11 protein-coding genes are annotated in these 12,240 nt (G+C 71.4%); 8 read left to right on the forward strand and 3 right to left on the reverse strand.

Annotated elements, in window-relative coordinates:
• Positions 1 to 33: 33 nt before the first annotated feature.
• Positions 34 to 1,554, reverse strand: coding sequence for a peptide MFS transporter (locus ACWEJX_RS07660; protein WP_451606608.1), 1,521 nt, complete (start codon positions 1,552 to 1,554; stop codon positions 34 to 36).
• 449 nt (positions 1,555 to 2,003) lie between these two features.
• Here ACWEJX_RS07660 and ACWEJX_RS07665 point away from each other — a divergent pair, with 449 nt between their 5' ends.
• Positions 2,004 to 2,681 (forward strand): response regulator transcription factor, encoded by a 678-nt coding sequence (locus ACWEJX_RS07665; RefSeq protein ID WP_403801360.1) that lies wholly within the window; start codon positions 2,004 to 2,006, stop codon positions 2,679 to 2,681.
• 20 nt (positions 2,682 to 2,701) lie between these two features.
• Positions 2,702 to 3,967, forward strand: a complete 1,266-nt coding sequence (locus ACWEJX_RS07670) for an ATP-binding protein (protein ID WP_451606609.1) — start codon at positions 2,702 to 2,704, stop codon at positions 3,965 to 3,967.
• Positions 3,968 to 3,998: 31 nt separating this feature from the next.
• On the opposite strand, the gene ACWEJX_RS07675 is transcribed toward ACWEJX_RS07670, so the two are convergent.
• Positions 3,999 to 4,514 carry a GtrA family protein gene (locus ACWEJX_RS07675; protein ID WP_451606610.1) on the reverse strand — a complete coding sequence of 172 codons (516 nt, stop codon included), beginning with the start codon at positions 4,512 to 4,514 and terminating at the stop codon, positions 3,999 to 4,001.
• A gap of 187 nt (positions 4,515 to 4,701) precedes the next feature.
• Here ACWEJX_RS07675 and ACWEJX_RS07680 point away from each other — a divergent pair, with 187 nt between their 5' ends.
• The 4 genes from ACWEJX_RS07680 (at position 4,702) to ACWEJX_RS07695 (ending at position 8,668) form a co-directional block, all read left to right on the forward strand.
• Positions 4,702 to 5,841 (forward strand): 5-(carboxyamino)imidazole ribonucleotide synthase, encoded by a 1,140-nt coding sequence (locus tag ACWEJX_RS07680; protein ID WP_451606611.1) that lies wholly within the window; start codon positions 4,702 to 4,704, stop codon positions 5,839 to 5,841.
• A 34-nt stretch (positions 5,842 to 5,875) separates the two neighbouring features.
• Positions 5,876 to 6,373, forward strand: coding sequence for a 5-(carboxyamino)imidazole ribonucleotide mutase (gene purE / locus ACWEJX_RS07685; protein ID WP_451606624.1), 498 nt, complete (start codon positions 5,876 to 5,878; stop codon positions 6,371 to 6,373).
• Positions 6,370 to 7,578, forward strand: a complete 1,209-nt coding sequence (locus ACWEJX_RS07690) for a dipeptidase (protein ID WP_451606612.1) — start codon at positions 6,370 to 6,372, stop codon at positions 7,576 to 7,578. Before purE ends, ACWEJX_RS07690 begins: the two co-directional genes overlap by 4 nt.
• A 154-nt stretch (positions 7,579 to 7,732) precedes the next feature.
• Positions 7,733 to 8,668 carry a membrane dipeptidase gene (locus tag ACWEJX_RS07695; protein WP_451606613.1) on the forward strand — a complete coding sequence of 312 codons (936 nt, stop codon included), beginning with the start codon at positions 7,733 to 7,735 and terminating at the stop codon, positions 8,666 to 8,668.
• Between the two features lie 60 nt (positions 8,669 to 8,728).
• Here ACWEJX_RS07695 and ACWEJX_RS07700 read toward each other — a convergent pair whose 3' ends face one another.
• Positions 8,729 to 10,066: a UDP-glucose dehydrogenase family protein gene (locus ACWEJX_RS07700; protein ID WP_451606614.1), complete on the reverse strand. Its 1,338-nt coding sequence runs from the start codon at positions 10,064 to 10,066 to the stop codon at positions 8,729 to 8,731.
• A 334-nt stretch (positions 10,067 to 10,400) separates the two neighbouring features.
• On the opposite strand from ACWEJX_RS07700, the gene ACWEJX_RS07705 reads away from it, so the two are divergent.
• Positions 10,401 to 10,574 carry a hypothetical protein gene (locus tag ACWEJX_RS07705; protein ID WP_451606615.1) on the forward strand — a complete coding sequence of 58 codons (174 nt, stop codon included), beginning with the start codon at positions 10,401 to 10,403 and terminating at the stop codon, positions 10,572 to 10,574.
• Positions 10,575 to 10,614: 40 nt separating this feature from the next.
• Positions 10,615 to 12,189 carry a hypothetical protein gene (locus ACWEJX_RS07710; protein ID WP_451606616.1) on the forward strand — a complete coding sequence of 525 codons (1,575 nt, stop codon included), beginning with the start codon at positions 10,615 to 10,617 and terminating at the stop codon, positions 12,187 to 12,189.
• The last annotated feature ends 51 nt before the right edge of the window (positions 12,190 to 12,240 follow it).

Consider the following 12,240-nt stretch of genomic DNA (forward strand, 5'->3'; position numbering starts at 1 on the left):
GGCCTTCGTACGTACGTCAGGCGGGTACGTCCGTCAGTGGACGTCGCCCATGAGCGCCTTGACCTTCTTGCGGTACATGAACACGGCGACGGCGGCGGCGCTTGCGGCCGCGGCCTGCAGGGCGATGATGCCCGTGCCGTTCAGGTCGACGCCCGCGAGGGAGAGCAGACCCGTGGTGCAGTCACCGGCGGTGACGGCGAGGAACCAGACACCCAGCATCTGCGAGGAGTACTTCTGCGGCGCCATCTTCGTGGTGACCGAGAGGCCGACCGGCGAAAGGCACAGCTCCGCGATGGTCTGGATCATGTAGATCCCGACCAGCCACATCGGGCTGACCTTGGCGTCGCCGGTGGCCAGGCCGATCGGGGCGAGGAAGACGAAGAACGAGATGCCGATGCCCAGCAGACCCAGCGAGAACTTCACGATGGTGCTCGGCTCCTGGTTGCGGCGGGCGAGCCACAGCCACAGCCAGGCGAAGACCGGAGCCAGCGCCATGACGAAGAGCGGGTTGAGCGACTGGAACCAGGTGGCCGGGAAGCTCAGCGGGCCGATGTGGTCGCTGGTCTTGCTGTCCGCGAAGAGGGACAGGGTCGAGCCACCCTGGTCGTAGATCATCCAGAAGGCGGCGGCGGCCACGAAGAACCAGATGTAGCCGGAGACCTTCGACTGCTCGGCCTTGTCGAGCTCCTTGTCGCGCTTGATGCGCACCAGGACGGCGATCGGGATGAGCAGACCGGCCAGGGTGATCGGGACGAGGGCCCAGTTCAGGGTGTACATGCCGAGGGCGACGACGGCCGCGTAGAAGACGGCGGCGACGGCGACGACGGCGGCGACCTTGACGATGACGGCCTTGCGCTCGGCGTCGGAGAGCGGGTTCGGGACCCGGTTGCTCTTCTCGCTCAGGTGCTTGGTGCCGAGGAGGAACTGGCCCAGGCCGATCGCCATGCCGATGGCGGCGAGCAGGAAGCCGAAGTGCCAGTTGTAGCTCTCACCGACGGTGCCGATGACCAGCGGCGCGAGGAAGGCGCCGAGGTTGATGCCGATGTAGAAGAGCGTGAAGCCACCGTCACGGCGCGCGTCGTCCGGGCCGTCGTAGAGGTGACCCACCATCGTCGAGATGTTGGCCTTCAGCAGACCGGAGCCGACGGCGACGAGCGCGAGACCGGCGAAGAACGCCGCCTGGCCCGGTATCGCGAGCGCGGTGTGACCCGCCATGATCACGAAGCCGGCGATGGTGACCGTCTTGCGGGCACCCCACACACGGTCACCGAACCAGCCACCGGGCATGGCCATCAGGTAGACCATCGACACGTACACGGAGTAGATCGCCGTGGCCGTGGCGGCCGTCATGGCGAGGCCGCCGCCCTGGCTGCCCGTGGCGGCGTCGGCGCCGCCGGAGACCAGGTACAGGACGAGGAGGGCGCGCATGCCGTAGTAGGAGAAGCGCTCCCACATCTCGGTCATGAAGAGGGTGGCCAGACCACGGGGGTGGCCGAAGAACGTCTTCCCGGAACCAGAGGTTCCGGTAGAAGGCGTGGCGAGGGTGGACGCCATGTCGATCCTTGCTCTGTCGGGACGCGCGCTTCGTGAGCGGGGTGCGCCCGGTGGGGGAGGCCGGCACCGGCGAGGTGCGGTCGCACCTCCCCGGGATCCACGCCCTTGACGCGCTATCGCGCCGTCGGACCCGGCCCACAGGTCATTCACTGTCCTCAAGACCGCCGACGGCGACTTGTGCAGAAAAGAGACCCTTGGCGCCTCAACACGGCCAAAGGTCCCCGATTACCGCTACAGAACTCTCGCCACCATACGACACGACACTGCCCGGTATGGAAGGACTTGAGAGATGGATCACAGGCCCTGACGGAACCAACTTCGCCCTTTCGAAGGTCCCAAGCCACTTGGGCATCATGATCCATAGGGTCGCGGATGCCAGGCGCACAGCGGGGCGACGGGGCTGTGGATCACGCCCCGGCACCGTCGCCGCGCGGACTACCATCACCTTCATGACCCGTGTACTGCTCGCCGAGGACGACGCCTCCATCTCGGAACCGCTGGCCCGCGCCCTGCGGCGGGAGGGATACGAGGTCGAGGTCAGAGAGGACGGCCCGACCGCCCTCGACGCCGGACTCCAGGGCGGGGTCGACCTGGTCGTGCTCGACCTCGGTCTGCCCGGCATGGACGGCCTGGAGGTCGCCCGGCGGCTGCGCGCCGAGGGCCACACGGTGCCCATCCTGGTGCTCACCGCCCGCGCCGACGAGGTCGACACGGTCGTCGGCCTCGACGCCGGCGCCGACGACTACGTCACCAAGCCCTTCCGCCTCGCCGAACTGCTCGCCCGCGTCCGGGCCCTGCTGCGGCGCGGCGCCACCGAGCCGGCCACCGCGCCCACCACCCACGGCGTGCGCATCGACGTCGAGTCGCACCGCGCCTGGATGGGCGACGAGGAGCTCCAGCTCACCGCCAAGGAGTTCGACCTGCTCCGGGTCCTGGTCCGGGACGCGGGCCGGGTCGTCACCCGCGACCAGCTGATGCGCGAGGTCTGGGACACCACCTGGTGGTCCTCCACCAAGACCCTCGACATGCACATCTCCTGGCTGCGCAAAAAGCTCGGCGACGACGCGGCCAACCCGCGGTACATCGCCACCGTCCGCGGCGTGGGCTTCCGCTTCGAGAAGAACTGACAGCGAAGGTACGTAACGGGGTGCGCCGCCGTCTGATCAACTCCACGCTCGCCGTGGTGCTCGTCGTCATCGCCGTCTTCGGCAGCGCCCTCGTCATCGTCGAGACCCGCACGATCACCGAGGGCGCCCAGGAGAGCGTGGACTCCGAGGCGCTGCGGATCGTCTCGATCGTCGACAGCCGGCTGATCGGCGGCGAGCCGGTCACCCCGGACATCCTCGCCGAGCAGAGCGGCGCCAAGCGGTACGCGCACATCAGCATCCCCGGCCGCCCGCCGATCGAGATCGGGGTCCGGCCGGGCGGCAGCGTGCTCCGCGGCCGCGCCGAGGGCGAGCGCGGCGAGCAGGTGGTGGTCGAGGAGTCCCGCTCCACGATCACCTCCGAGGTCCTCAGCACCACCATGACCACCGGCGGGGTGGCGCTGCTCTGCGTCGTGGCGGCCGTGCTCCTCGCCGTACGGCAGGCCAACAAGCTGTCCTCGCCGCTCACCGACCTCGCCGAGACCGCCGAGCGGCTCGGCTCCGGCGACCCCCGCCCACGCCACAAGCGGTACGGAGTGCCCGAGCTGGACCGGGTCGCGGACGTCCTCGACGCCTCCGCCGAACGGATCGCCCGGATGCTCACCGCCGAGCGCCGGCTCGCCGCCGACGCCTCCCACCAGCTCCGTACGCCCCTCACCGCGCTCTCCATGCGCCTGGAGGAGGTCGCCGTCGCCGACGACCTGGAGACGGTCCGGGAGGAGGCCACGATCGCGCTCACCCAGGTCGAGCGGCTCACGGACGTGGTCGAGCGGCTGCTCACGAACTCGCGCGACCCGCGGACCGGCTCCGCGGTCGCCTTCGACCTCGACGAGGTCATCACCCAGCAGCTGGCGGAGTGGCGGCCGGCCTACCGCAGTGCGGGCCGCGCCATCGTGCACTCCGGCAAGCAGGGCATGCGGGCCGTCGGCACCCCCGGCGCGGTGGCGCAGGTCCTCGCCGCCCTCATCGAGAACTCGCTCATGCACGGCGGCGGCACGGTCGCCCTGCGCACCCGCGTCACCGGCAACCAGTCGGTGATCGAGGTGACCGACGAGGGCCCCGGCGTCCCCGCCGACCTCGGCGCGCGGATCTTCGAGCGGGCGGTCAGCGGCCGCAGCTCCACCGGGATCGGCCTGGCGGTGGCCCGCGACCTCGCGGAGGCGGACGGCGGCCGCCTGGAACTGCTCCAGCAGCAGCCGCCGGTCTTCGCGCTCTTCCTGAGCCGCGAGGTCAGGAGCCGCACCCAGCCGGAGCGCCCGGTCCGCTGACCGGGCGCTCCATGTGATCGGTTGTAGGTGATCAGACGCGGTCGGGCTGCTTGCGGGTGGCCTGACGCGGCGCCTGCTCCAGGAAGGACTCGGCGGTCTGCACGGCCTCCTTCGCCGGCAGGGCCTTGAAGACCCAGGTGCGGTACGACCAGAAGCGGAAGAGCGTCGCGACGCCGATGCCGGAGAACTTGAAGAAGTTGCTCTGCAGCGGGCTGTCCCAGCCGAAGCCGTACGTCGCCACGAACAGCACGCCGTTCTCGATGATCATGCCGACGACGCTGAACAGCAGGAAGAGGATCAGTTCCTTCGTACGACCGGACTTGTCGCGGTCGCGGTACGTGAAGTAGCGGAACCCCACGTAGTTGAAGAGGATCGCCACGATCGTGGCGATGATGCTCGCCCGTACCACCGGAAGCCCGGTGAGGTGGCGGACCAGGTTGAAGACCACCAGGTTCACGAGGACGCCAAGTCCGCCGACGACCCCGAACTTGGCGACTTCGCGGACGAGCCGGTCCACTCGCATGCGCAGCGCGCCGGGTTCACTCATCGTGATGGCTCAGTCCTGTTCGTTGACCCCTCGACGCCGGACGGCGTCAACCAAGCCATGCTAACCACGCCACCCCCCGCCCGCCCGGGAAGGCCGCGATCGTGCGCGTTCCGTAGGCGACCCCACCCGACCTGTGACAAAACACAGCCGGACGAGGGTCCGCCACTTGTGCGGATACCCTAAGAGGGTGACTTTCCCGGTAGTCGGCATGGTCGGCGGCGGTCAGCTCGCTCGTATGACGCACGAGGCTGGCATCCCGCTCGGCATCAGGTTCAAGCTCCTCAGTGACACCCCGCAGGACTCGGCGGCCCAGGTGGTCAGCGACGTCGTCATCGGCGACTATCGCGACCTGGACACGCTGCGTGACTTCGCGCGCGGTTGTGACGTGATCACCTTCGACCACGAGCACGTGCCCGCGGAGCACCTCGCGGCCCTGGAGGCGGACGGCGTCGTCGTCCGGCCCGGCCGCGCGGCCCTCGCGCACGCCCAGGACAAGGGGGTGATGCGGGCGAAGCTCGACGAGATCGGCGCGCCCAGCCCGCGGCACCGCATCGTGGCCGACCCGGCCGACGCGGCGGCCTTCGCCGCCGAGGGCGGGGGTTTCCCGATCATCCTCAAGACCGTCCGCGGCGGCTACGACGGCAAGGGCGTCTGGTTCGTCCGGTCGGAGGCCGACGCCCACGACGCCTTCAAGGCCGGCGTGGCGGTGCTCGCCGAGGAGAAGGTCGACTTCACCCGCGAGCTGGCGGCGAACATCGTCCGTTCGCCGCACGGCCAGGCCGTGGCGTACCCGGTCGTCGAGTCCCGTCAGGTCGACGGCGTCTGCGACACCGTGATCGCGCCCGCGCCCGAGCTCTCCGACGAGCTCGCGGGGCAGGCCCAGGAGCTGGCGCTGCGCATCGCCAAGGAGCTGGACGTCGTCGGCCACCTGGCCGTCGAGCTGTTCGAGACCCGCGACGGCCGCATCCTCGTCAACGAGCTCGCCATGCGCCCGCACAACTCCGGCCACTGGAGCCAGGACGGCGCGGTGACCTCGCAGTTCGCCAACCACGTCCGGGCCGTCCTGGACCTGCCGCTGGGCGACCCGCGCCCGCGCGCGAAGTGGACCGTGATGTGCAACGTCCTCGGCGGCGACTTCCCGGACATGTACTCCGCGTACCTGCACTGCATGGCCCGCGACCCGCAGCTGAAGATCCACATGTACGGCAAGGACGTGAAGCCCGGCCGTAAGGTCGGTCACGTCAACACCTACGGCGACGACCTGGACGAGGTGCTGGAGCGCGCCCGCCACGCCGCCGACTACCTGCGAGGGACGATCGTTGAGTAACCCGGCTGACGGCAACCCGCTCATCGGCATCGCGATGGGATCCGACTCGGACTGGACCGTCATGGAGGCCGCCGCACAGGCCCTCGACGAGTTCGAGATCCCCTACGAGGTCAACGTGCTCTCCGCGCACCGCATGCCGCGCGAGATGATCACGTACGGCGAGGAGGCCGCCGAGCGCGGCCTCAAGGCGATCATCGCGGGCGCCGGCGGCGCGGCCCACCTGCCGGGCATGCTCGCCTCCGTCACCCCGCTGCCCGTCATCGGCGTGCCGGTGCCGCTGAAGTACCTCGACGGCATGGACTCGCTGCTCTCGATCGTGCAGATGCCGGCCGGCGTCCCGGTCGCCACCGTCTCGGTCGCCGGCGCCCGCAACGCGGGCCTGCTCGCCGCCCGGATGCTCGCCGCGCACGACTCCGAACTGCTCGCCCGCATGAAGGAGTTCCAGCAGGAGCTCAACGACCAGGCCACGGAGAAGGGCAAGCGGCTGCGGCAGAAGGTCGAGGGCTCGGCGTCCTTCGGGTTCGCCCAGTGAGCGGCGCCGGCGAGACCGCCGCCGACCGGCTCGCGGAGGCGCGGGAACTCCTCGCCTCCGCCCCCGTCGTCGACGGGCACAACGACCTGCCCTGGGCGCTGCGCGAGCACTGCGGCTACGACCTCGACAGGCTCGACATCGCCGGCGACCAGTCGGGCGCCCTGCACACCGACCTCGCCCGGCTGCGGGCCGGCGGCGTCGGCGCCCAGTTCTGGTCCGTGTACGTGCCCGGCGGCCTCGCCGGCGACCACGCGGTGAGCGCCACCCTGGAGCAGATCGACGCCGTCGACCTGCTCCTCGCGCGGTACGGGGCCGACCTCGCGCCCGCGCTGACCGCCGACGACATGGAGGCGGCCCGAGCGGAGGGCCGGATCGCCTCCCTCAAGGGCGCCGAGGGCGGCCACTCCATCAACAACTCGCTGGCCACCCTGCGCGCCCTGCACACCCTGGGCGTGCGGTACATGACGCTCACCCACAACGAGAACAACGACTGGGCGGACTCGGCCACCGACGAGCCGCGGCACGGCGGGCTCACCGCCTTCGGCCGCGAGGTCGTCCGCGAGATGAACCGCACCGGCATGCTGGTCGACCTCTCGCACGTCGCCGCGACGACGATGCGGGACGCGCTCGACACCACCGCCGCGCCGGTGATCTTCTCGCACTCCTCGTCCCGCGCGGTCTGCCCCCACCCGCGCAACATCCCGGACGACGTCCTGGAGCGGCTGCCGGCCAACGGCGGCGTGGCGATGGCGACCTTCGTGCCGAAGTTCATCCTCCCGGCGGCGGTCGAGTGGACGAACCGGGCCGACGAGAACCTGCGCGCGCACGGCTTCCACCACCTCGACACGACCGCCCCGGCGATGGCGCTGCACCGCGCCTTCGAGGCGGAGAACCCGCGCCCGATCGCCACGGCCGCCACGGTCGCCGACCACCTCGACCACATGCGCGAGGTCGCCGGCATCGACCACATCGGCATCGGCGGCGACTACGACGGCACGGCGTTCACCCCGTCGGGCCTCGACGACGTGGCCGGCTACCCGAACCTGATCGCGGAGCTGCTCGTACGCGGCTGGTCGCGTGCGGACCTCGCGAAGCTGACGTGGTCGAACGCGGTACGGGTGCTGCGGGACGCGGAGGCGGTGGCGCGGGAGCAGCGGGCGCTGCGCGGCCCGTCGGTGGCGACGATCAACTCCTTCACGGCCTGAGCGAACTGACGGCACGTCACCGAGGGCCCCGGCTGAGCCGGGGCCCTCGGCGCGTCTCGCGGACATCCCCCGGACGGCTCAGTCCGCCGCGCCCGTGCCCCGTCTGGGTGGGACGGTTGGTGTACTGCCTCAGTAGTACGGAGTTGAGTCCCCCATGGCAGATCTGCTCGACGATCCCACCACCACGACCTTCACCGTCGCCCACGCCGACGGCGCCGGCGACGCCGACACCCCCGAACATCCCCGGCCCCTCGACGAGTCCACCCGGGCCCGCGCCCTGCTCGCGGCGCAGCCGGTCGTCGAGGGGCACACGGAACCACCCCTCGTGGCCGACCCCGATCCGGAGGACCTGCCACCGGCACGCGCCGCCGAGACGGGCGCTCAGCTCTGGTCGCTGCGCGTCGACGCCGACGAGGGCGTGCTCGGCACGCTGCGCCGGATCGACGCGGTCCGCGCGCTCGTGGCGGCCTGCCCCGAGGACCTGCGCCTCGCCCACAGCACCGCCGAGATGGAGCACGCCCGCAACTGCGGCCGCGTCGCCGTGCTGCTCGGACCGGTGAGCTGGGCCGCGGTCGGCGGCTCGCTCGCGACCCTCAGGGCGTATCACGCGCTCGGGGTACGGGTGGTCAACCTGACCCGCTACGACCGCTTCGCCCGCGAGGCGGTACGGGAGATGAACCGGCTCGGCCTCACCGTGGACCTCACGGACGCCGACCCCGACACCGTCCGCCAGACCCTCGCGGTCAGCCGCGCCCCGGTCCTGATGACCCGCGCGGAACCGGACGCCGTGCCCGACGACCTGCTGCGCCTGCTCGGCGAGCACGACGGCGTGTGCATGGTCCCGGTCACCCCGGACGCGTCCGCCACGGCCGACGCCCTCGACCGCGTCCGCACCCTCGCGGGCCCGCGAGCCGTGGCCCTCTCCCACACCACACCCCCCGCCACCGGCTACGCCCCCCTCTTCACGGAGTTGTTGCGGCGCGCCTGGCCGGCCGAGGACCTGGTGGGGCTGTCCCACGCCAACGCGACGCGAGTCCTGAGGGAAACGGAGTTCCGAGCGAGAGCGTCCCGCCTGCGGACGGCAGCCTGATGCCGACAGCGGCGCCCCGCGGGTGCGGGGCGCCGCTGTCGGCGGTGTGAGTGACGGGCGTCAGGCGCGCGGTCGGCCCATCGCACGGTACGTCCAGCCCGCCTCGCGCCACCGCGCCGGGTCCAGCGCGTTGCGGCCGTCGAGGATGACGGGGGAGGAGACGACCGCGGCCAGGGCGGCCGGGTCGAGCGCGTCGCGGAACTCGCGCCATTCGGTGAGGTGGAGCACGACGTCGGCGCCGCGCACCGCGTCGAGCGCCGAGTCCGCGTAGCCGAGCGTCGGGAAGAGGCGCCGGGCGTTGGGCATGCCCTTGGGGTCGTAGACGGTGACCTGGCCGCCCTGGAGGTGGATCTGGCCGGCGACGTTGAGCGCCGGCGAGTCGCGGACGTCGTCCGAGTCGGGCTTGAAGGTCGCGCCGAGTACCGCGACCCGCTTGCCGAGGAAGCCGCCGCCGAGCGCCTCGCGGGCCATCTCGACCATGGACGCGCGGCGCCGCATGTTGATGGAGTCGATCTCGCGGAGGAAGGTCAGCGCCTGGTCGGCGCCCAGCTCGCCGGCCCGGGCCATGAAGGCCCGGATGTCCTTGGGCAGGCAGCCGCCGCCGAAGCCGATCCCGGCCCGCAGGAACTTGTCGCCGATCCGCTCGTCGTGCCCGATCGCCTCGGCCAGCTTGGCGACGTCGCCGCCGGCGGCCTCGCAGACCTCCGCCATCGCGTTGATGAAGGAGATCTTCGTGGCGAGGAAGGAGTTCGCGGAGGTCTTCACGAGCTCGGCGGTCGGGTAGTCCGTCACCACGAAGGGCGAGCCCTCCGCGATCGGCCCCGCGTACACCTCGCGCAGCACCTTCTCGTACCGCTCGCCGTCCGTGCCCTCGGGCACGCCGACCACGATCCGGTCCGGGTGCAGGGTGTCCTGCACGGCGAAGCCCTCGCGCAGGAACTCCGGGTTCCAGGCCAGTCCGACGCCCTCCGGCAGCAGCGCGGCGAGCCGCTGCGCGGAGCCCACCGGCACGGTCGACTTGCCGACGACCAGCGCCCCCTCGCGTACGACACCGGCGAGGGACGCGAAGGCGGCGTCCACGTACGACATGTCGCACGCGTACTCGCCGTGCTTCTGCGGAGTGTTCACGCAGACGAAGTGGACGTCACCGAAGGCGCCGGCCTCCTCCCAGGAGGTCGTGAAGCGCAGCCGCCCGCTGGATCCCTCGATCCCGGCGACGTGCCGCGCGAGCAGCTCCTCCAGGCCGGGCTCGTACATCGGGACGCGCCCGCCCGCGAGCATCTCGATCTTCTCGGGCACGACGTCGAGGCCGAGGACCTCGAAGCCGAGCTCCGCCATGGCCGCGGCGTGGGTGGCGCCGAGGTAGCCGGTGCCGATCACGGTGATCTTGAGGGCCATGCGGTCTCCAGTGAGGAGTCGAGGTCGGGCGGAATGCCTGCCCGAGCATAGTCGGGGCCTCGACCGGCACCCGGTCTCGCCCTGCCTTTCGGGCTTTCGGGCCGCTTCTCGTGTGCGGGGGCCGGCCGGGGGGCTGCCGTGCGGCAACGGTGTGAAGGTGACGCGGCCGGGCCGGTGAGTCGAACGAGTCCTCGTGAGTTCTGTGATCGAGTGGACCGCACCGCCGGCGGGGGGAAGACACCACGACACTTCGCGCGGGGGAGTGAGCTCCCGGGCTGACGGCGCGCAGGCCGTCGGCAGAGGCGTGCGAGCGAACTCAGTGAGGCACGACCCAGTGACAGGCGAACACCAGACCACCACCACGGCCGTCGCGCTGCCCGAGGCGATGGAGGTCCCGATCCACTTCGAGGACCGCACGGTCGGCGAGTCCGAGATGAACCCGGCGGTCCAGCTGGAGTCCCTCGCCATGCCGTGGAAGCTCCGGGCCCGCTCCGTCGGAGGCGGCTGAAGAGCCCGAAGAGCCCGAAGAGCGCGGAGCGTCCCCTCTGATGTCCAGCGTCCTCGGCACGTCCAGTGCCCTCGACCCCCGACCGGCCGGGCCCGCGCCCTCCCGGCGACGCCGCCGTCCCCCACGGCGGCGCACGCTCGGCGCGGACCGCCTCACCGCCGCGCTGAACGGCGCGGTGCTCCTGGTGACGGCCACCTACGTCTTCATGGTCGTCAGGCTGCCCTGGCGCGGCGACCTGGGCGTGCACGCCGCCACGATCGAACGGCTCCGGCACGACCTGGTCCACCCGGGGAACCCGATGGTCGACTCCCCGACGGACAGTCCGTACTACTCGCCGTGGACGGTCTTCCTCGCGCTGTTCGCCAAGGCCACCGACCTCGGCACCTTCGACGTGCTGCGGTGCGCCGCCGCCATCGGCCTCACCCTGCTGCTCAGCGGCGTGTGGCACTTCACCCGCACCCTCACCCCGCACCGGGCGGCCCCGCCGCTGGCCGTGCTCTGCCTGCTCTTCCTCTGGGGCACGGAGGTCCTGGTGTGGAGCGGCTTCCTCGGATTCACGTCCCTCGCCCTGAACGTCTCCTATCCCAGCACGTTCGCCACCGGCCTCGGCTTCCACTTCCTGGCCCTGCTCCACCGGGCGCTCAACCGCAGGACGTCGACCTGGGCCGCGTACCTCGGCCTGGGCGTGATGTGGGCGGGGATGACCCTCAGCCACCAGTTCTCGGGCGTGGTCTTCACCTTCGGCGCGCTCGGCCTCCTCGCCTCGCTCCGAGTCCGGCCCACCAGGGCGGTGTGGCTACGGTTCGGCGCGGCCCTCGCGTTCGGCCTCCTGCTCCTGGCGGTGTGGCCGTACTACTCGTTCTTCCATCTCTTCGGCGTGGGTGGCCTGGAGTCGATCCACGAGAACCTGTACGGCCGGTTGCCGGCGCGCTTCACGCTGCTGCCGATCGGGGTGCTCGCGCTCGCCGTGCGCCTGCGGCGCGACCTTCGTGACCCGCTGGTCGTCTGGTTCGTCCTGGGACTTCTGACGGTCGGCGCCGGAGCCGTCCTCCACAAGTGGTCGCTGGGCCGGGCGGAGCCCGCCATGATCATCCCGGCGCAGATCGCGGCCGCCCTCTGCGCGGTGGAAGGGGGCAGGCGGCTGCTGCGGGCCACCTTCGGCACCCTCCTCGCCGCGGCGCTCGCCGTCGGCGCCTGGGGTCAGAAGGGCGCCCTCACCTTCGTCTTCCGTGACGACGCGCTGCCGAACGCGGTCACCCGGGACGCCGCGCCGGCGAAGACCTCGTACGCCTGGCTCACCCCGTACACCGCCTACGGCGACGTCTTCATGACGGGCGCGTGGACGGCGCAGAAACTGCCCGGCTACGGCGGATACACCGTCATGGCGGGCTATCCGGACGTGTTCCTGCCGGACGAGCGGCAGCGCATCACCGACACGCAGCGGTACTTCGCGCCCGGCACGCCGCGCGACGAGCGGCTGGCCATCCTGCACCGGTACCACGTGAAGTGGGTGCTGCAGTGGCAGACCGAGGGCGGGCTCTCCGGAAAGGACCCGGCGCTGCGCTTCGTGACGAAGGGGCCGAACAACCAGTCGCTCTACCGGGTGGTGGGCTGACCGGCCGATCGGCCCTCCGGACAAGGGACACATCGGAAGAGCACACTACTG

The sequence above is a fragment of the Streptomyces sp. NPDC004788 genome (assembly GCF_053601115.1).